The 19,024-nt window shown below is 75.0% G+C and carries 16 protein-coding genes; 7 read left to right on the forward strand and 9 right to left on the reverse strand.

The annotated features are described in order from the left end of the window. Together ACIBW6_RS05040 and ACIBW6_RS05045 are read right to left on the reverse strand one after the other, a co-directional pair. A partial coding sequence (locus ACIBW6_RS05040; protein WP_399056785.1) for a hypothetical protein occupies window positions 1–1,757 on the reverse strand: 1,757 nt, incomplete at its 3' end. Between the two features lie 101 nt (window positions 1,758–1,858). Continuing rightward, a complete protein-coding gene (locus ACIBW6_RS05045) occupies window positions 1,859–2,272 on the reverse strand; it encodes an organic hydroperoxide resistance protein (RefSeq protein ID WP_399056787.1) in 414 nt (137 codons plus the stop codon). Between the two features lie 132 nt (window positions 2,273–2,404). Between ACIBW6_RS05045 and ACIBW6_RS05050 the strand changes: the two genes are divergently transcribed. The 4 genes from ACIBW6_RS05050 (at window position 2,405) to galE (ending at window position 7,038) form a co-directional block, all read left to right on the forward strand. Then, window positions 2,405–2,872 (forward strand): MarR family winged helix-turn-helix transcriptional regulator, encoded by a 468-nt coding sequence (locus tag ACIBW6_RS05050; RefSeq protein ID WP_399056790.1) that lies wholly within the window; start codon window positions 2,405–2,407, stop codon window positions 2,870–2,872. Between the two features lie 119 nt (window positions 2,873–2,991). Next, complete coding sequence (locus ACIBW6_RS05055) at window positions 2,992–4,296, forward strand: glycosyltransferase 87 family protein (protein WP_399057669.1); 1,305 nt, start codon at window positions 2,992–2,994, stop codon at window positions 4,294–4,296. Between the two features lie 129 nt (window positions 4,297–4,425). Beyond that, window positions 4,426–6,006, forward strand: coding sequence for a glycosyltransferase family 2 protein (locus ACIBW6_RS05060; protein WP_399057671.1), 1,581 nt, complete (start codon window positions 4,426–4,428; stop codon window positions 6,004–6,006). Between the two features lie 36 nt (window positions 6,007–6,042). Next, window positions 6,043–7,038, forward strand: coding sequence for a UDP-glucose 4-epimerase GalE (gene galE / locus ACIBW6_RS05065; RefSeq protein WP_399056792.1), 996 nt, complete (start codon window positions 6,043–6,045; stop codon window positions 7,036–7,038). A gap of 180 nt (window positions 7,039–7,218) precedes the next feature. On the opposite strand, the gene ACIBW6_RS05070 is transcribed toward galE, so the two are convergent. The 3 genes from ACIBW6_RS05070 to ACIBW6_RS05080 form a co-directional block, all read right to left on the reverse strand. Beyond that, a complete protein-coding gene (locus ACIBW6_RS05070; protein ID WP_399056794.1) occupies window positions 7,219–8,619 on the reverse strand; it encodes a threonine/serine exporter ThrE family protein in 1,401 nt (466 codons plus the stop codon). A 98-nt stretch (window positions 8,620–8,717) separates the two neighbouring features. Next, the gene (locus ACIBW6_RS05075; protein WP_399056796.1) at window positions 8,718–9,410 is read right to left on the reverse strand and encodes a LuxR C-terminal-related transcriptional regulator; all 693 of its coding nucleotides are present in this window, start codon (window positions 9,408–9,410) and stop codon (window positions 8,718–8,720) included. Then, window positions 9,407–10,726: a PspC domain-containing protein gene (locus ACIBW6_RS05080; RefSeq protein ID WP_399056798.1), complete on the reverse strand. Its 1,320-nt coding sequence runs from the start codon at window positions 10,724–10,726 to the stop codon at window positions 9,407–9,409. Before ACIBW6_RS05080 ends, ACIBW6_RS05075 begins: the two co-directional genes overlap by 4 nt. A 197-nt stretch (window positions 10,727–10,923) precedes the next feature. On the opposite strand from ACIBW6_RS05080, the gene ACIBW6_RS05085 reads away from it, so the two are divergent. Beyond that, complete coding sequence (locus tag ACIBW6_RS05085; RefSeq protein WP_399056800.1) at window positions 10,924–12,234, forward strand: PspC domain-containing protein; 1,311 nt, start codon at window positions 10,924–10,926, stop codon at window positions 12,232–12,234. Between the two features lie 499 nt (window positions 12,235–12,733). Here the strand turns inward: ACIBW6_RS05085 and ACIBW6_RS05090 are convergent, their stop codons facing one another. Beyond that, window positions 12,734–13,300, reverse strand: a complete 567-nt coding sequence (locus ACIBW6_RS05090) for a DoxX family protein (RefSeq protein ID WP_399056802.1) — start codon at window positions 13,298–13,300, stop codon at window positions 12,734–12,736. Between the two features lie 102 nt (window positions 13,301–13,402). Continuing rightward, complete coding sequence (locus tag ACIBW6_RS05095; protein ID WP_399056804.1) at window positions 13,403–14,674, reverse strand: hypothetical protein; 1,272 nt, start codon at window positions 14,672–14,674, stop codon at window positions 13,403–13,405. 171 nt (window positions 14,675–14,845) lie between these two features. Between ACIBW6_RS05095 and ACIBW6_RS05100 the strand changes: the two genes are divergently transcribed. Further along, window positions 14,846–15,709: a DUF4429 domain-containing protein gene (locus tag ACIBW6_RS05100; RefSeq protein WP_399056806.1), complete on the forward strand. Its 864-nt coding sequence runs from the start codon at window positions 14,846–14,848 to the stop codon at window positions 15,707–15,709. A 29-nt stretch (window positions 15,710–15,738) separates the two neighbouring features. Here ACIBW6_RS05100 and ACIBW6_RS05105 read toward each other — a convergent pair whose 3' ends face one another. Beyond that, window positions 15,739–16,530, reverse strand: coding sequence for a class II aldolase/adducin family protein (locus tag ACIBW6_RS05105; protein WP_399056808.1), 792 nt, complete (start codon window positions 16,528–16,530; stop codon window positions 15,739–15,741). Between the two features lie 117 nt (window positions 16,531–16,647). On the opposite strand from ACIBW6_RS05105, the gene ACIBW6_RS05110 reads away from it, so the two are divergent. Beyond that, window positions 16,648–17,127 carry a pyridoxamine 5'-phosphate oxidase family protein gene (locus ACIBW6_RS05110; protein WP_399056810.1) on the forward strand — a complete coding sequence of 160 codons (480 nt, stop codon included), beginning with the start codon at window positions 16,648–16,650 and terminating at the stop codon, window positions 17,125–17,127. 77 nt (window positions 17,128–17,204) lie between these two features. Here ACIBW6_RS05110 and guaA read toward each other — a convergent pair whose 3' ends face one another. Then, window positions 17,205–18,785: a glutamine-hydrolyzing GMP synthase gene (guaA, locus tag ACIBW6_RS05115; protein WP_399056812.1), complete on the reverse strand. Its 1,581-nt coding sequence runs from the start codon at window positions 18,783–18,785 to the stop codon at window positions 17,205–17,207. Between the last annotated feature and the right edge of the window lie 239 nt (window positions 18,786–19,024).

Genomic DNA, 19,024 nt, shown 5'->3' on the forward strand with positions numbered 1-19,024 from the left:
GCGTGCGGGGGCGGGGCCGGCGCGGCGGCCGGGGGTGCGGGGTGGGGTGGGAGCAGGCGGGGGCCGCAGTCGCCGAGGTGGCCGCGCTCGTGCCGCTTCGCGTGGTTCATCCGGTCCAGGCGCGGCTTCGCCCACGCGCGGACCGCGTCGACGCGGCGGGCGCCGCCCGGCACGGCGGCGGCCAGGACGTAGTCGCCGCCGTTCCCCTCCCGGTACAGCGGCACGTACCCGGCGGCGGCGAGGCGCGCGCCGGTGAGGCCGGACTTCGCTGGCCAGGCGCCCTGCGTATGGACCAGCTCGGGGCGGACCTCGTCCAGCACGTAGCGCACCAGGGCGCCCCTGTCGTGGGCCGCGTACGCGTCGGCGACGCGGCGGTCGGTCAGGCCCGCCACGTCCACGACCCGCAGCCGGCTGGTGAGCAGCGTGCCGCCCAGGTCGGGCAGGGCGACGGTGGCCCCGGGGCGCAGGCCGAGCCGGTCGGCGTAGGCGTCGAAGGTGCGGCCGTAGCGGTCGGCGACCCAGCACATGGAAAGGGTCGGCTCGTGCCGGAACCCGGCGCCGCGCGCCTGCTGCCCGGCGAGGGAGAGCGCGAGGCCGCCCGCGAGCGCGCAGCCGAGCAGCGCCCGGGCCCGGGGCCGCGCCTCGCCCGCCACGGCGGTGACGGCGAGCGCGGCGACGGCCGAGCCGAGCACCCACACCGGGGTGGCGAACCGGTACAACGGCATCCAGTCCCGGGCCAGCGCGCCGTACGCGAGCAGGGTGAGGACGAGCGGCACGCAGAGCGCGGCGAGCACCCGGCGCACGGGCCCGGGCCGCCCCAGGGCGAGACCGGCGCAGGCCACGCAGACCAGGACCAGCGCCCACCCCGCATAGCCGAGCAGCTCGCCCGCCTTCGCCACCTCGGCCAGGCCGGGCGGCCGCTGGGACTTGGCGACGGCGGTGTTGGGCACCCAGCGCCCGAACTCGGCGTGGCGCCACAGCAAGAAGGCGCCGTACCCGGCGGCGAACACCCCGCAGCTGAGCAGCGCCGTCCGCAGGGCGCTCCGCCCGCGCAGCAGCAGCATCGCGAGGGGGTGGGCGGCGGCGAGCACGGCGCCGTCGGGGCGGGTCAGCGCCGCCAGCAGCGCGAGGCAGGCGGCGCCGCAGGCGAGGCCGGGCCCGCCGGGGTCCCGGCCGGGCACGGCGCGGACGAGGAGGAGGGCGAGGGCCGCGGCGAGCAGCCCGTACAGGGAGTTCTCCAGGCCGGAGAAGCACCAGACGACGTAGGACTCGTTCGCGGCGAGCAGCGCGCCCGTGCCGAGCACGACGGGCCAGGCGCGCGCGGGCAGCGCCACCCGCGCCGCCGCCCCGACGCAGGCCAGCGTCCCGGCGACGCAGGCGAGGGCGAGGGCCTTGGGGAACAGGGCGAGGTCGCTCACCCCGAACCAGGCGCCGTGGTCGAAGAGGCCGAGGACGCGCCCGGCGAGCAGCAGGGCGAGCCAGGCCGGGTTCGAGTACCCCTCGACGGGCGGGGCGCCGGCCTGCTGGACCGGGCCGAGCCCCTCCCCGACGCTGCGGACGTAGGCGAAGGTGACCGCCGCGTCGTCGACGATCCACTGGCCGAGCGCGGCGGCGCGGACGGCGACGAGGGCGGTTCCGCCCAGGACCGCGAGCGGCAGGGCCCAGCGGCGGGCCGGTCCGCCGGGCGGCGCGCCGGGGCGGCGGGCGCCGGGGACGGCCGGGCGGGACGGGGCAGGGGGGCGGGTCAGGATCTTCATTGAGTGCCCAACCCCCACGGGCCCCCGGGGTCACTCGCCGCTGACCCACCCGGGTGACGCGGGGGCCCACCCGGGCGACCCGCGGCCCCGCGCCGCGCCCGCTACTCGATGACGAGGTCGACGTCGATGTTGCCGCGGGTCGCGTTCGAGTACGGGCAGACCTGGTGCGCCTGCTCGACCAGCTTGCGGCCGGTCTCCTCGTCGACGGAGTCCGGCAGCTCGACGCGGAGCACGACCGCGAGGCCGAAGCCCTCGCCCTCCTTGCCGATGGAGACCTCCGCGGTGACGGCCGCGTCGGCGACGTCCACCTTGGCGGCGCGGCCGACGAGCCCGAGCGCGCTGCCGAAGCAGGCCGCGTACCCGGCGGCGAAGAGCTGCTCCGGGTTGGAGCCCTGGCCGTTGCCGCCCATGGTCGTGGGGATGCCGAGCTGGAGGTCGATGACGCCGTCGGAGGAGACGGTGCGCCCGTCGCGGCCGTGGGTGGCGGTGGCGACGGCGGTGTACAGGGCGTCCATGAGGGGCTCCTTCGCGAGAACGGTCCGCGCCCGGCGCTGGTTGCCGCACCGGCCGCGGATGACGACGGAGACAAGTAGAGCACGCAATTCAGTTGCGCACAACTGAATGACGCCGTCGGCTACCCTGGAGCCATGACCCGCACCCGTCCCGCCGAGGACCTCCTCCGGCTCGACCGGCAGATCTGCTTCTCGCTGAACGCGGCCACGCGCGCCTTCGGGGGCCTCTACCGCGTCCTCCTCAAGGACCTGGGCCTCACCTACCCGCAGTACCTGGTCATGCTGGCCCTGTGGGAGGAGCCGGCCGGCGGCGGACTGCCGGTCAAGCGCCTCGGCGAGCGCCTGCGCCTCGACTCCGGGACGCTCTCGCCCCTGCTCAAGCGGCTGGAGGCGAGCGGGCTCGTGCGGCGCGAGCGCAGCGCGCGGGACGAGCGCTCGGTGCTGGTGACGCCGACCGAGGCGGGCGCCGCGCTCAAGGAGCGGGCGGCCGAGGTGCCGCGCAGCATCGCGCGGGCGACCGGCTTCGACCTCGCGGAGATCGAGGACCTGCGCGAGCGCCTGAACCGGCTGACGGCGGCACTGGACGCGGCGACCCTCGGGTGACCGCTTAGCGACAACAACGCTAGCGACAGCAACGCACCCCTGGGTCACCGCGCAGCGACAACGCGGCCCCGGGTCACCGCGTAGCGTCAACATGGGACATACGCTCCCACATCGTGACAATCGACTCGCGAGACCACCCCGCCGTCCTCGATCCGTCCCCCGCCGCCCGCACCCTCCCGGCGCGCCTCGCCCTCCCCGCCTGCTGGCTGCTCACCCGCGCCGCGATGCTCCTGCTGCTCGTCCAGGAGGCGGCGCACCCCCTCGGGGTCGGCGGCGTCGCCCGCGAGGTCCACGAGCTGTACGCGCGCTGGGGCACCACTCTCGCCCAGGGCAGCTTCCCCGCCGGCGACCCGCTGTGGCAGTACCCGCCGGGCGCGGGTCCGCTGCTCCTCGCGCCGGGGCTGCTCCCGGGCCTCACCTACTTCCAGGCGTTCGTCACGCTCACGCTCGCCACGGACGCGCTGGTCGGGTACGCCCTGGCGCGTGGCGGCCGCGAGCCCGCGGGCGCCTGGCTGTGGACCGCGGGCCTGCCCCTGCTGCTCCACATCCCGCTCGCCCGCTACGACGTCGAGGTCACCGCCCTCGCCGTCCTGGCCCTGCTCTGCATGGGCCGCTCCCCCCGCGTCGCCGGGACCCTCGCGGCGCTCGGCGCTCTGGTGAAGGTCTGGCCCGCGCTCACCCTGCTCGGCGTCGAGCGGGGGCGTACGGCGCGGCAGGCGTGGGGCGCGGCGCTCGCCGCCGCGGCCGCGATGCTGCTGGTCCTGGCGGTGGCGTTCCGCTCGCCGCTGTCGTTCCTGAGCGGACAGGGCGGGCGCGGGGTGCAGATCGAGTCGCTCGGCGGCACGGCCCTCGGGCTGGCCCGCCACGCCGGCTGGCCGGGCCGGGTGCGCTACCGGTACGGCGCGATGGAGTTCGTCGGACCGCACGTCGGGACCGTCGCGGCGGCCGCGGTCGCGCTGACCGCGGCGGCCTTCGTCATCCTGCTGTGGTGGCGGCTGCGGGCCAGGCACCACACGGCGGCGACACCGTACGACGCCGCGCTCTGCGCCGTCCTGACGTTCACCGTCACCAGCCGGGTGATCAGCCCCCAGTACCTGGTCTGGCTGCTCGGCCTGGCCGCGGTCTGCCTCACCTCCCGGCACACCACCCAGCGCCCGGTCGCGCTGCTGATCCTCGCGGCGGCGGGGGTGAGCGCCCTGGCGTACCCGGTGCTGTACGCGGACGTGATGGCCGGGACGTGGGCGGGCGTGGCGGTGATGGTGGTGCGCAACGCGCTGCTGCTCGGCGCGGCGCTGCTCTCCTTCCGCCGCCTGTGGAAGGCGACGGTGCCAAACCCCCGGGCCGACCTCCGGGCGAGCCTTCGCGCGGACCTCTCCGCGGAGCCCCGCGGGAAGCGCCCGGCCGCCACTCCGACAACCGGTTGATCCGCTCGCCTAATTGGACAATTAGCCTAAAGCCCTACAATTCACCCCGTGAACTCCGCGAACCCCGAGCACCCCGAGCGCCCCGAACCTCCCGCGCACCACCCGGGCCCCCCGGACCCGGGCGTCACCGTGGTCGTCATCGGGTACGACGACGCCGCCCACGTCGGCGACGCGGTGCGCTCGGCGCTCGACCAGGGGCCCGCCGTGCGCGAGGTGATCGCCGTCGACGACTGCTCCACCGACGGCAGCGGCGCCCTGCTCGACGCGCTCGCCGAGCGGGAGCCCCGGCTGCGCGTGGTGCACCGCGCGACCAACAGCGGCGGCTGCGGCACGCCCCGCAACGACGGGATCGACCGCGCCACGTCCGCGTACGTGATGTTCCTCGACAGCGACGACGTGCTGCCGCCGGGCGCGGTCGACGCGCTGCTCGGCGCGGCGGGACGGCACGGCGCGCAGGTCGCCGCGGGGCTGTGCGTGCGGCGCGAACTCCCCTCCGGGCGCGAGGTGCCCTGGCAGCCCGAGCTGTACGCGAAGGCCGCCGTCGTCGCCCGCCCCGAGCGGCGCCCGCGCCTGGTGACCGACACCCTGTGCGTCAACAAGCTGTACCGCACGGACTTCCTGCGCGAGCACGCCGTCCGCTTCCCCGACGGCCGGTTCGTCTACGAGGACTTCGTGTTCACGGCGCGCGTGCTCGCCGCCTCGCCGCGCATGGCGCTGATCCCCGACCGGGTCTACGTGTGGCACGTGCGCCGCGCGGCCCAGAAGCTCTCCCTCTCGCTCGACCGGGCCGGCATCGACAACTGGCAGGCCCGCCTCGACGCCCACCGCCAGTCCGTCGCGCTCCTCCTGGACGCCTCGCACAAACGACTCGCCCGGGCCGCCCGCACCGCCTTCCTCGACCACTCCCTGCGGATGTACGCGCGCGAACTCGACCTGCGCTCCCCCGGCTACCGCGCCGAGTGGTGGACCCGCACCCGCGCCTACCTGGAGACCTTCGACACCGCCGACCTCGACGCGGCCCCGGCGCCCGGCCGGGTCGTCGGCCGCCTCGTCCTCGCCTCCCCGGCCCCCCGCGACCTGCCCCGCGTCAAGGAGCTCGCCGCCCGCCCGGCCCGGCTGCTGCCCCCGTACGCGCGCGCCCCCGACGGCACGCCCGTCTGGGCGCCCGACCTCCCCCAGGTCTCCCTGGAGCACCTGCTGCACCGCCCGGTCCAGAAGCTGCCGGTGACCGTCGACGGCGAACTGCGTCCCCGCGCCCGGGGGACCCGGCTCACGCTGCAACTGCGCGAGCTGTACGGGCGGGTGGCCGACGCGGGCCCGCGCACGGTCGACGTCGAGCTGGTGGACCGGCGCCACGGCTCGGTCCTGCAACGGCGCGCGGCGACGTTCACGGCGCTCTCCGACGGCGGCCCCGAGGACGCCAGCTGGGTGGCGACGGCCGTACTCGACCTGTCGGCGCTCGGCCGCCCCGGCACCTGCGACATCCGGCTGCGCCTGCACTTCGCCGACGGCAGCCACCGCGACGCCACGCCGCACGCCGTCCGCCGGCCGGGCCTGCTGCGCCGGGTCGCCGTACCGAGCCGCCGCCACGGGGTGCTGCTCGCCCAGCCCTACGCCACCCACTCCGGGGCCCTCGCCCTGCGCACGGCGGCCGGGCCACGCGGGGTGGTCTCGGTGCTGCGGCGCCGGGCGGCCCGGCTGTTCCACTGAGTTCCCGTTCTCCGGCCACGAGGGGTGTGCGACCACATGACCACCACCGAGACGACCTGGCTGATCACCGGCGGGGCCGGCTACATCGGCGCCCACGTGGTGCGGGCGCTGCGGGCGGCGGGCGAACGCGCCGTCGTCTACGACGACTTGTCCACCGGCCTGGCCGCGCGCGTACCGTCCGACGTCCCCCTGGTCACCGGCTCGATCCTGGACCGGGCGCTCCTGGACCGGACGCTCGCCGAGCACGCGGTCACCGGGGTGATCCACCTGGCGGCGAAGAAGCAGGTCGCCGAGTCGGTGGGGCGGCCGCTGCACTACTACCACCAGAACGTGGAGGGCCTGCGGGTCCTGCTCGGCGCGGTCACCGCGGCCGGCCTGCGCTCCTTCGTCTTCTCCTCCTCCGCGGCGGTCTACGGCACGCCCGACGTCGACCTCGTCACGGAGGAGACGCCCTGCGTGCCGATGAGCCCGTACGGCGAGACGAAGCTGGCGGGCGAGTGGCTGGTCCGGGCGACGGGCCGCGCCACCGGCATGGCGACGGCGTCCCTGCGCTACTTCAACGTGGCCGGGGCGGCCGCCCCCGACCTCGCCGACACCGGGGTCCTCAACATCGTCCCGATGGTCTTCGAGCGGCTGACGGCGGGTGAGGAGCCGCGCATCTTCGGCGACGACTATCCGACGCCGGACGGCACCTGCGTGCGCGACTACATTCACGTCGCCGACCTGGCCGAGGCCCATGTGGCGGCGGCGCACCGGCTGGCCGACGCGGCCCCCGGCACGGACCTCACCCTCAACATCGGCCGCGGCGAGGGCGTCTCGGTCCGCGAACTCATCACCCTCATCACCGAGGTGACGGGCCACGACCGCGCGCCCCGCACGACGCCCCGCCGCCCCGGAGACCCGGCGCGCGTGGTGGCGTCCGCGACGCGGATCGAGAAGGAGCTGGGGTGGACGGCGCGTCGGGACGTACGCGACATGATCACATCGGCGTGGGCGGGCTGGACCCGCACGCCGACGCCCGCAACCAGCTGACCTCCGCCAATCCCAGCCCCTCCGGCGCTTGAGGAGCGGGGTCCGGGGCGGAGCCCCGTGACCCGGGGCCCGGCAGGCCCGCCACCAACTCAACCCCGCCATTCAAGCCCCTCCGGCGATTGAGGAGCGGGGTCCGGGGCAGAGCCCCGTGACCCGAGCCCGGGCAGGCCCGCCACGAATTCAGCCCCCCGCCCGAACCCTCCGCACGAGCTGCCCCACCTCCCCCGCCAACCCCACCCCCACCGCAAGCGCCAGCGTCACCGCCGCCACATTGACCATCCCCCCGACCCCGACGGTCGTCCGCCCCGCAGCCAACGCCCCCAGCGCAGCGTAAAGCGCCCCGCCCGGCAGCAGCGGCGCGATCCCCGGCACGACCAGCGGCAACGCCGACTCCCGGCGCCGCCGCGCCACGAGGTGCCCGGCGCCGCCGACCACCGCCGCCACAAGCCCCGTACCGAGCAGCGAGGACAACCCCAGCACCTCGAACTCCACCGACACCACGAACCCGCCGAGCCCGAGCGCCGCCGCGGGCAGCCAGTCCCGCCCGGGCGTCCGGGCCCGCGCCGCCACCGCCACCGCCACCGCGAAGACGACGGCGCCCACGCCCGGCGCGCCGAAGTGCTCGGAGCGGCGCACGGACGGCACGATCGGCACGCCGAGCCCGACGAGCCGCCCGGCGCCGAGCACGGCGACCACCCCGGCGACGACGGCGGCGAAGACGAGCAGCGCGTCGAAGAGCCGCCCGACGGCCGTCAGATAGTGACCGGCGAGCGCGTCCTGCACGGCGCTGACGAAGGTCACGGTGGGCAGCAGCCCGAGCACCCCGGCCACCACGACGGCCTGCACGGCGGAGGGCGGCGCGAACCGGCTGACCAGGAGGGCCGTCATCGCGGCCGGCATCGAGGCGACGGCGTACCGGTAGAAGGCGGGGACACCGTTGCGCCCGAGCCATCCGCTCAGCAGCGAACCGAGCACCCCGGCGACGAACGAGCACAGCGAGGTGACCGGACCGCCGCCGAAGACGGGCCCGCCGCCCGCCGCCACGAGCCCGGTCTGCACCGGCACCCGCCACCGCGCCCACCGCCGGCTCCCCGCGGGCGCGGGCGCGTCGAGGAGTCGCCAGGCGTCGGCGCGGGCCTGCTCCAGCGACAGGCCGTGCCCGCTGATCCGGTCGACCAGGGCGTGCAGGCGCCCGAGGGCCCGGAAGTCGGTGGCGTGCTTGCGGATCAGGCGGGTCGCGTGGAGCGGCGTCAACTCGCCCGGCGCGTACGCCGACAGGGAGACCGCCCCCAGCGTGACCCCGGGCTCGCAGTAACTCAGCCCGTACGTCTCGGCGGTGACGAGCATTCCCGCGACGGCTTCCTCGGCGGAGGCCCCGTAGGACAGGAACGCCTCCCCGACCCGCACCGACAGATCGACGACGCGCGCCCCGTACGCCTGCACGTCCGCGCGCCCGTCGTCGTGCAGCAGCTCCCCGGCATACCCGTAGCTACTGATGGGCTCCAGACCGCGCAGCCGCGGCAGGGCCCGGACGAGCCAGGGGTCAGGACGGGGAGCGGCGGTGCGGTTCCTCACAGGCATACAGATGGAGCGTAATGGACATATCGCCCATACGGACCAGTAACTCCGGGCCGCCCAGAACCAGGCCGCGCACCCCGCCCGGGGGGCGCGACGGTGCGTCAGACCAGGCGGCGGGCCGTCGCCCAGCGGGTCAGTTCGTGGCGGTTGGAGAGCTGGAGCTTGCGCAGCACCGCCGAGACGTGGGACTCGACCGTCTTCACCGAGATGAAGAGCTGCTTGGCGATCTCCTTGTAGGCGTACCCCCGCGCGATCAGCCGCAGCACCTCCCGTTCGCGCTGCGTGAGGCGGTCGAGGTCCTCGTCGACCGGAGGCGCGTCGGTGGACGCGAAGGCGTCCAGGACGAAGCCGGCCAGGCGCGGCGAGAAGACGGCGTCGCCCTCCTGCACGCGGAAGACGGATTCCACCAGGTCCGTGCCGGTGATCGTCTTGGTGACGTAGCCGCGCGCCCCGCCGCGGATCACGCCGATGACGTCCTCCGCCGCGTCCGACACGGACAGCGCGAGGAAGCGGACCGGGTGCTGCGCGTCCGCCATCATCGCGGCGCTGCGGCGCAGCACCTCGACCCCGCCGCCGCCGGGGAGGTGCACGTCGAGCAGGACGACCTCGGGGCGGGTCGCCGCGATGACCGTGACCGCCTGGTCGACGTCGGCGGCCTCGCCGACCACCTCGACGCCCGTCGTCTCCGTGCGGCCGATCTCCGCCTGGACACCGGTGCGGAACATGCGGTGGTCGTCGACCAGGACCACCCGCACGTGCCGCCCCGGGCCGGTCTCCTCGATCGGTTCCGTCATGACGTCCTCTCCGCCCTCTTCATGGTCAGTTCGACCTCCGTGCCGCCGTCCGGCACGGCCCGCAGCCGGGCCGTGCCGCCGTTGCGCTCCATCCGGCCGATGATCGATTCTCTTACGCCCATGCGGTCGGCCGGGACGGAGTCGAGGTCGAAGCCGGGCCCCCGGTCCCGTACGGAGACGAACACCTCGCCGCCCGCCGCTCCTTCCCCGCCTTCGACTTCCGCGAAGACCTGGACCGCCCCGCCCTCGCCACCGTACTTGGCCGCGTTCACCATCGCTTCCCTCGCGGCCTGCATCTGTGCCCGCAGACCGTCGTCGAGCGGGCAGTCCCCCACCACCACGACCTCCAGCGGGACCCCGTGCTTGTCCTCGACCTCCGCCGCGTGGCGCTTGACCGCCTCGGCGACCGTCTCGGGCTCCTGCGGGTTCTCGGCGGCGGCCGGTTTGTAGAGCCAGGCCCGCAGGTCGCGCTCCTGGGCGCGGGCCAGCCTGCGGACCTCGGCCGGGCTCTCCGCGTTGCGCTGGATCAGGGTGAGGGTGTGCAGGACCGAGTCGTGGACATGGGCCGCGACCTCCGCCCGCTCCTGGGCGCGGATGCGCATCAGGCGCTCCTCGGAGAGGTCCTGCGTCATCCGGATCAGGTAGGGGCCGGCGAGCAGCGCGATGCCGACGAGGACCGCGAGCGCCGCCTGGAGGATCGAGCCGAGGTGCTCGGTGGCGCCCTGCGTGACGAAGATGCCGGTGACGCCCGCGCCGACGAGGACGACGCCCGCGGCGGCCCGGGCCAGGTTCAGGGTGCGCTTGCGGCGGCCGACCTCGGCCCAGCGGGCCCGGCGCGCGTTGTCCGCCTGGCGCCACACGAGCGCGACGCCCGCGCCGACCAGGACCGTGGGGACCAGGTACGCCTTGGTGTTACCGGTGAGGTTCACGTTCTGCACGAAGATCATCGCGACGACGACCATGAGCAGCAGCGCGAGGATCTGCCCCTTGTCGGGGCGGCGCGCGACCAGCCGGCGGCGCCCGTCGGGGGCCGTCTCGGTGGTGAGCACGGTCGGCCGGTCGGGGCCGACGCCGCCGACGCCCAGCGGCACGAAGAACCAGAACGCGGCATAGAGCAGGGCCCCGAGGCCGTCCGCCATGAACAGTCCGGCGAAGACCAGCCGCACCCAGACGACCGGCAGCCCGAGGTGGCCGGCGAGACCCCGCGCGACACCGCCGAGCCAGCGTCCGTCGCTGCTGCGGTACAGCTTGCGCGGCGGCCGCGGGTCCCGGGCTTCCTCGGTTCCGGCGCGAGGGGCGGTCGCTGCTTCCTGCATGCCACCGATCGTCACACGCCCGGCCCGGCCCCGGCATCAGGGTCGGTCCCGGAGACGCCCCTGATCCTGGGGGTGGGGCCCGGACCGGGGCCGTGGCGCGCGCCGGGCGGGTCCGGGGTCGCCTCAGGGGTGATCTCAGGGTGCGGCCAGGGTCGCCCCGGCTCCCGCGGCGGGCCCGGGCCGGTCACCATGAACGTATGACGGAGCATGTCCCGCACGACACGGAACGATCCGTGGCCACGGCGCCCGAGCCGGAGCCGCCCGCCCCGCCGCGCCGCCTGACCCGCGACCGGCGGCACAAGGCGCTGGGCGGGGTCTGCGCGGGCCTCGGCCGGCACTGCGACATGGACCCGGTGATCTTCCGGATCGGGCTGTCCGTCCTCGCCGTGACCGGCGGCATCGGCCTCATCTTCTACGGCTTCGCCTGGCTGTTCGTGCCCTACGACGACGAGGACGAGAACGACTTCCGCAAGCTCCTGACCGGCCGGGTCGACGGCCCCGGGCTCGCCGCCATCGTCACCGCGCTGGTCGGCTGCGGCGTCTTCCTGTCGATGCTGAACAACGGCGGGGCGCTCACCTTCGCCGCCGTCCTCGCCCTGCTGCTCGCGGGCACCGGCTACTGGTCGCGGGCGCGCCGCACCGCCGACCCCGCGCCCGTCACCGCGCAGGCCGCCGCCGACGCCCCGCCCGAGGCACAGGCGCCGCCCGTCTCCCCGGCGCCGTCGTGGTGGCGGGACCCGATCGTCAAGGACGGTACGTACGTCGGCGGCACCGGGTACTTCTGGGGGCCCGCGGGCAGCGAGGACGCGGGTCCCGCGCGGGCCGCCCGGAGCGGGGCCGGCGCCCGGCGCTCCGGCGCGGCGGCGCGGCCGCGCGGGCCGCGGAACATCGGCGGCCTCACGTTCCTGGCGGCGCTCGTCGCGGGGGCCGCGGCCACCGGGGCGTCCTGGGAGTCCCGCACGTTCGGCGACAGCCTGCAGACCGGGCTCGCCTGCGCGCTCGGCGTCCTCGGCCTGGGCATCGCGGTCAGCGCGTTCCGCGGGCGGACCGGGGTGGGGTCGATCGTGCTGGCGGTGATCACGGCCGGGCTGCTGGTCGCCTCCGCCGCGCTGCCCGCCTCCATCGGCACCGAGTGGGTCCGCACGGACTGGACTCCGGCGAGCGTGGCGGCGGTGCGGCCGCACTACGAACTCGGCTCGGGGGTCGGCACGCTGGACCTGTCGGCGGTGGACGTGCCGAGGGGCTCGACGGTCACCACGCACGTGGAGGTCGGCGCCGGCCAGGCGAAGATCGTGCTGCCGGCCGGGGGCACGGTGAAGCTGCGTGCCGAGGTCGGCGTCGGGGACATCCAGGTGCCCGGGGACGAGTCGAACGACGTGGATGTGCGGCCGGACGTCGAGAAGACGGTGACGCTGGAGCCGCCGGGCGGGCGGACGCCCGGGGGCGGGGTGCTGGAACTGCACGTCGAGGTCGGTCTCGGACAGGCGGAGGTGACCCGTGCGGCGTGACTTCTCTCCCGGGCGGTTGATCGCGGGGCTCGTGCTGATCGTGACGGCGGTGGTGTATTTCGGTGAGGCGGGGGGTGCGTGGGATGTGGCGTGGTTCGTGGGGGTGCCGGTGGTGTGCGGGGGGTTGGGGCTTGCGGTGCTCGTCGGCGCGGTGACCCAGGTCGTCCGCGTCCGCCGCGGTTCGGCTCAGCGCCGGGCACGATAGTCCCTGCCGGACCTCGACGCGGCCCCGGTCGTCCAGGGCCCCGCCCCTGGGCAGTACTTCGGCAATCCGGCCGGTGGGGCTTCTCGCGCAGTTCCCCGCGCCCCTGAGATGCGCACTGCGTGCGCCATCTCATCGGGCCCCTGAGGCAGCGGCGAAGCCGCATGCCTTCAGGGGCGCGGGGAACTGCGCGAGAAGCCCCACCGGAGCCGCAGACAAAGTCTTTTTAGGGGCGCGGGGAACTGCGCGACCAGCCCCCACCGGACGTGCAGCCGGATCTCAAGGTCCGAGCCCCGCTCACCCCCGCCCCCGCCGCCGCGCCAGCCAGACATCCACCGACCAGACCCCCGCCCCACCCACCACCAACGGCACCCACGCCATCAGATAAGCCAGGTCATTACCCAGGTAGTACGGCGTGGCCGCCCAGCTGACCGTGAGCCACAGGCTCAGCGAGATCACCGCACCCCCGAGCGCCGCCACCCGCCCCCACACCCCCAGCAACGTACCGACCCCCACCGCCAACTCGCCGAAGGCGATCGCGTAGCCGAACCCCGCCGGGGACTTCAGCGCCAGGTCGACCAGGGCCGGGATCGCGGCGACGTCCCGTACGCCCCGCATCTGCTCCCCGATGGACCCGGCCCCGCTCGCGTGGAAGAACGCGCTGTCGGTGAGCTTGTCGAGCCCCGCGTAGATGAAGGTGACGCCGAGAAAGACGCGCAGCGGCACCAGGGCGTACCGCTCAAGGGCGGCACGCCGACCACCACCGCCAGGGCCACCGCCGTACCCACCCCCGCGCCCGTGCCCCCCGCGCCCGTACCCGTCGCCGTACCCGCCCCCCGCATCCGTCCGCATACCGTGCGCCATGACTGGTCCGCCCGTCTCTCGCGCCTGAGGCCTCTACCCGACCATACGTACGAGGCGCCGCCCGGGCTCACCGACCACCCCGCCCGGCCGGAAACCCGGCCCTCAGTCGACGACGTCGACCACGCAGCGATTCGTCTCCACCCCGGCCGCCGTCACCACCTGCACCTCCACCCGCCCCGGCTCTACATCCACCGGCACCGGCACGGTCAGCAGCGCGTCCGCCGGGTTGGTGAAACCGCCCGGCACCGGGACGAGCGGCACGTGCACGTGGACGGTGCCGATCCGCACGGTGACCCGGGCCAGCTGGTCCGCCGTGCCCGCGCCGGGCGGCACGAACCCGGCGCCGCGGATCTCGATGTCGTCGCCGGTCCGGATCGGCGCGTCCAGGTCCCCGGCCTCCCGGGCCCGCACCACCGACAGGACGACGGGCCGCCCGCCCTCCGCGTACTTGCCGCACAGGTACGTCGCCGCGGACACCGCCACCAGGACGACCAGCCCCCACGGCAGATCGGGCAGCTGCTCCGGGCGGCGGGCGAGCCGGGTCGCGGCCCACACGAGCGCGGCCGCGCACACGGCGACGTACTGCGTGTCGGTGAAGCTGCCGCGCCCGGAGTCGTCGGTGAGCAGGTCGGCGGCGCGCGGCCGGGCCGCGGGCACCTTCTGCAGCCGCTGGCCGAGCACCCGCAGGCCGACCACCCGGCGGACCAGGACCGCGACGCCGCACACCGCGGCGATGACCGTCAGCAGGCCCGCACCGCGCGCGAGACCGAGGTCGTCGATGAGGTCGTCGCGGGCGCCGGGCCCGGCCGCCGCGGCCAGTTCACCGGCGAGGACCAGCACCGCGTAGAAGGCGAACACGACGAAGCCGCCGGCGACCGCGCGCGAGGTCGACAGCCGGTTGTCCTCGCCGGTCACCGGGGCGAGGACGCCGCCGCGCGCCCGGTGCAGGGCCGCGGCGCCGCTGAGCAGTCCGGCCGTGACGACCGCCGCGACCAGGCCCGCCGTGCGCGCGGCGCCCCAGCCCGCGCCGACCGCGGTGAGCGCCTGGACGAGCAGCAGCACGCCGACGCCGCCCCACACCACGGCCAGGGTCCGCGGCCACAGGCCCGCGCGCCAGGCCGCGCCCTCCTCCCGGCCCCGGTCGGCCACCGCCCGGGCCGACTGCGTCAGTTCGTCGGAGATCCACTGGCGGGAGGCGCCGGCCGAGTGGGCGACGGCGGCCGGCAGGCCGTTCCCTGCGGCCAGCCCGTCCCGCTGGGCGAGGAACGCGGCCACGGCCCTGCGGTGCCCCTCCCGCGCGCCGTGCGGACAGCTGCCGCAGGTGCAGCCGCCCTCGTGCGTGCCCTGCCCGTGTCGCGCTTCCTGCATCGCCACCGCGACGCCCCCACCCTCAGCCTCTGTGCCACCGGTCCGGTCAACTTCGCTGCATCGAAAGGGAATTGTGCCGCACACGGCGCACGCTCCGGCGCACGGGTCGGGTCCTGCGGGGTGAACGGCCCGCGCCGGCGTTGACCGTCGTGTTGACGCCGCTGCGAGAATTTCCGTATGGCCGAGATCATCCAGCGGGACGGAACCTGGGCCTTCGACGGGACCACCGTCCGCATCACCCCGGGCCTGCACCGCAGCGTGGCCCTGCTGCGGCAGACGTACGGCCAGATCAGCGTGCCGCTCGCGGCCGTCTCCGGGGTGGCCTACGAGCCCGAGCGCAGGCGCGGCCGGCTCCGCCTCACCCTGCGCGAGGCCGCCGACCCGTTGTTACAGGCCACCGGCGGCCGCCTGCCGGAGACCGCGGACCCCTTCCGGCTCGCGGTGGACGCGGACCGCTCGGGCGTCGCGGAGTACGTCGCCGAGGAGATCCGGCAGGCACTGCTCCTGGAGCAGCTCCCGGACGGGCCCGCCGACTCCTACCTCGTCCCGGGCCCCGCGGTGCCGGTCTCGGTGCGCTCCAGCGACGGCGTGGTCTCCTTCGACGGCAGCCGGGTCCGGATCGACTGGAGCGAGACCTCGGACCGGCTGAAGCGGGCGACGGGCCCGCGGGTCATCGCCCTGGACGCCCTCGCGGGCGTGGACTGGGTGCCCAACTCCGGTTACGAGGACGGCGTGCTGCGGTTCGTCCTGAAGGACCCGGCCTACGCGAGGCTGCCGCCCGAGAAGGACCCGTACGCGCTCGACCTGTGGGGCAACGCCCGCAAGGACCTGCTGACCGCCCTGGTCGCGGCGGCCGTCACGGCCCGCCTGCCGCACCCCTCGGCGCCCCGCGACCGGCCCGCGCGGCCGGTCCCGTCGCCCTTCGACCACGACGTACTGCTGCGCCGATTACGGGAGGTGGGCGAGCTGCACCGGCACGGGGTGCTCACGGACGCCGAGTTCACGCGCGTCAAGCGGGTCGTGCTGCGCGACTTCCGGTGAGCCGCGCGCCGCGCTACGCCGGACACGGTCTAGTCCAGCAGCTCCGGTTCGCTGCGCGTGATGTCCTGCCACAGGGACTGGTAGTTGATCCATGCGACGAGGTCGCCGCCCGTGCGGTCGCGGGTCGCCACGGCCTGGCGCCGGTCGATGAGGACGGGCCGCCCGGCCGACCGCGCCGCGAGCTGCACCTGGCAGCAGCGTTCCAGGGCGATGAACCACCAGGCCGCCGCGTCCACCGAGTCCCCGACGGTCAGCAGCCCGTGGTTGCGCAGCACCAGCGCCTTGTACGCGCCGAGCGCGACAGCGATCCGCTTGCCCTCCCCGGCGTCGACGGAGACCCCCGTGTACTCGTCGAGCAGCACGTGGTCCTCGTAGAAGGCGCAGGCCTCCTGGGTGATCGGCTCGACCAGCTCGCCGAGCGCGGCCACCGCCCGCCCGTACGTGGAGTGGCAGTGCGCCACCGCGACCAGCTCGGGCCGGGCCCGGTGCACCTCGGCGTGGACGGTGAACGCGGCCTGGTTGACGTGGTGGCGGCCCTCGACGACCTGTCCCTCGCCGTTGGCCAGGACGAGATCGCTGACGGTGATGTGCCGGAAGGGCATCCCGAACGGGTTGACCCAGTAACAGTCCTCGAACTCCGGGTCCCGCGCGGTGATGTGCCCCGACACCCCGTCCTCGTACCCGAGCCGCCCGAAGACGCGCAGCGCCCCCGCGAGCCGCTCCTTGCGGTACCGCCGCTCGTCGGCCGCGGTCGAGTGCACCGGCGGCATGGCGAAGTGCAGCTGGTCGGCGGGGACGGGGGCGGGGTTCTGCGTCGACATGGAGCGGAAGGTACCTCCGCGCCCGCCAGGACGACAGGCCCCCGCTGTGAAGAGAGTGCGGCGGACCGCCCGCGAATCCGGACGGAAGGTGTCGGGTATCGGGGGCAGACTCGGCGCATGACGTCGAACTGGGCCGCCTTCACCACCGCCGAGCCGGAGCTCGCCAGGACCGTCGAGGACCGCTTCGCCCTGCACACGCACCACGTCCTGGCGACGCTGCGCGCGGACGGCTCGCCCCGCACCTCGGGGCTCGAAGTGCGGTTCCTCGACGGCGAGCTGTGGCTCGGCATGATGCCGGGCTCGCTCAAGGCCCGCGACCTCCTGCGCGATGCGCGGTTCGCGCTCCAGGCCAATCCGGGCGAGGGCACCACGATGGGCGGCGGCGACGTCCGCGTCAGCGGCCGCGCCCTGCTCGTCGAGGACCCCGCGGTGATCGCCCGCTACACCGGCCGGGTGGCGGTCCCGGACCCGGCCGGCTTCCACCTCTTCCGCACCGAGCTGACCGAGGTCACCCGCACGTCCGTCCAGGACGACACGTACTTGGTGGCCCAGGTGTGGCGGCCGGGCGCGCCCGTGCGCACGCTTCGGCGCAGGTGAACCGGGCGGCACCGGACGCGAAGGCGCCGCCCACCCTGCGGTGAGCGGCGCCCTCGGTCACGTACGGCGGGTGGGGACTACTCCCACTCGATGGTGCCCGGGGGCTTGCTCGTCACGTCGAGGACGACGCGGTTGACGTCCTTGACCTCGTTCGTGATCCGCGTCGAGATCTTCGCGAGCACCTCGTAGGGCATCCGCGTCCAGTCCGCCGTCATGGCGTCCTCGGAGGAGACCGGGCGCAGCACGATCGGGTGGCCGTAGGTGCGGCCGTCGCCCTGGACGCCGACCGAGCGGACGTCGGCGAGCAGCACGACCGGGCACTGCCAGATCTCGCGGTCGAGTCCGGCCGCGGTCAGCTCCTCGCGGGCGATCGCGTCGGCTTCCCGGAGCAGGTCCAGGCGCTCCTTGGTGACGTCGCCGACGATCCGGATGCCGAGGCCCGGGCCGGGGAACGGCTGACGCTGGACGATCTCGTCCGGCAGACCCAGCTCGGCGCCGACCGCGCGGACCTCGTCCTTGAACAGCTGGCGCAGCGGCTCGACGAGCTCGAACTCGATGTCGTCGGGGAGCCCGCCCACGTTGTGGTGGGACTTGATGTTGGCGGTGCCGGTGCCACCGCCGGACTCGACGACGTCCGGGTAGAGGGTGCCCTGCACGAGGAAGGCGACCTCGGGGCCGTCCTCCTGGAGGATCTCCAGCTGCGCCTGCTCGAAGACCCGGATGAACTCGCGGCCGATGATCTTCCGCTTCTGCTCGGGGTCGGAGACCCCGGCGAGCGCCTTCAGGAACCGCTCGCTCGCGTCGACGACCTTCAGGTTCGCCCCGGTCGCGGCGACGAAGTCCTTCTCGACCTGCTCGGTCTCGCCCTTGCGCATCAGGCCGTGGTCGACGTAGACGCAGGTCAGCTGGGAGCCGACGGCCTTCTGGACGAGGGCCGCGGCGACCGCGGAGTCGACGCCGCCGGACAGGCCGCAGATGGCGCGCTTGTCGCCGACCTGCTCGCGGATCGCGGCGACCTGCTCCTCGATCACGTTCCCCGTCGTCCAGGTGGGCTTGATGCCCGCGCCCCGGTACAGGAAGTGCTCCAGGACCTGCTGGCCGTGGGTGGAGTGCATGACCTCGGGGTGGTACTGGACCCCGTACAGCTTCTTCTCGTCGTTCTCGAAGGCGGCGACCGGCACGACGTCCGTGGACGCCGTCACGGTGAAGCCCTCGGGCGCGGCCGAGCAGGCGTCGCCGTGCGACATCCACACGGGCTGCTCGGCGGGGGTGCCCTCGAAGAGCGTCGAGTCGGTCTTGGAGACGGCGAGCGGGGTGCGGCCGTACTCGCGGGCGCCGTTGTCGTCGACGGTGCCGCCGAGGACCGTCGCCATCAGCTGGAAGCCGTAGCACATGCCGAAGACGGGGACGCCGGCCTCGAAGAGTTCGCGGTCCAGGCGCGGGGCGCCCTCCGCGTAGACCGACGAGGGGCCGCCGGAGAGGATGATTCCCGCCGGGTTCTTCGCGAGCATCTCCGCGACCGGCATGGTGCTCGGCACGATCTCGCTGTAGACCCGGGCCTCACGGACACGGCGGGCGATGAGCTGGGCGTACTGCGCACCGAAGTCGACGACCAGGACGGTGTCGGGGGCGGCGGCAGCGGAAGTCGCTGATGACACGGGTTGCCTTCCGGCGGCGTAGCGGGGGGTCGTACTTGTGATTCTACCGGTTCGGCCCAGCTGCCCTTGAGGACGCGGGGCTCCGCCCCGGACCCCGCTCCTCAATCGCCGGAGGGGCTTGAGGGAAACCGCCGGAGGGACTCGGAAGAAGCGCGCTATAGTCGGCCGCATGTTCTCGCAGACGACCTTCGTCTTTACCTATGGCAGCCGGCCCGCCGGGTGCCATGGTCGTGCTGCTT

It is taken from the genome of Streptomyces sp. NPDC049813, from assembly GCF_044465085.1.
Taxonomy (GTDB): domain Bacteria; phylum Actinomycetota; class Actinomycetes; order Streptomycetales; family Streptomycetaceae; genus Streptomyces.

Bases quoted from the DNA above. Each gene is read 5' to 3' on its own strand.
- ACIBW6_RS05045 (WP_399056787.1), bottom strand. From the start codon at position 2,272: ATGGACGCCCTGTACACCGCCGTCGCCACCGCCACCCACGGCCGCGAC.
- ACIBW6_RS05050 (WP_399056790.1), top strand. From the start codon at position 2,405: ATGACCCGCACCCGTCCCGCCGAGGACCTCCTCCGGCTCGACCGGCAG.
- galE (WP_399056792.1), top strand. From the start codon at position 6,043: ATGACCACCACCGAGACGACCTGGCTGATCACCGGCGGGGCCGGCTAC.
- ACIBW6_RS05070 (WP_399056794.1), bottom strand. From the start codon at position 8,619: ATGCCTGTGAGGAACCGCACCGCCGCTCCCCGTCCTGACCCCTGGCTC.
- ACIBW6_RS05075 (WP_399056796.1), bottom strand. From the start codon at position 9,410: ATGACGGAACCGATCGAGGAGACCGGCCCGGGGCGGCACGTGCGGGTG.
- ACIBW6_RS05080 (WP_399056798.1), bottom strand. From the start codon at position 10,726: ATGCAGGAAGCAGCGACCGCCCCTCGCGCCGGAACCGAGGAAGCCCGG.
- ACIBW6_RS05085 (WP_399056800.1), top strand. From the start codon at position 10,924: ATGACGGAGCATGTCCCGCACGACACGGAACGATCCGTGGCCACGGCG.
- ACIBW6_RS05090 (WP_399056802.1), bottom strand. From the start codon at position 13,300: ATGGCGCACGGTATGCGGACGGATGCGGGGGGCGGGTACGGCGACGGG.
- ACIBW6_RS05100 (WP_399056806.1), top strand. From the start codon at position 14,846: ATGGCCGAGATCATCCAGCGGGACGGAACCTGGGCCTTCGACGGGACC.
- ACIBW6_RS05105 (WP_399056808.1), bottom strand. From the start codon at position 16,530: ATGTCGACGCAGAACCCCGCCCCCGTCCCCGCCGACCAGCTGCACTTC.
- ACIBW6_RS05110 (WP_399056810.1), top strand. From the start codon at position 16,648: ATGACGTCGAACTGGGCCGCCTTCACCACCGCCGAGCCGGAGCTCGCC.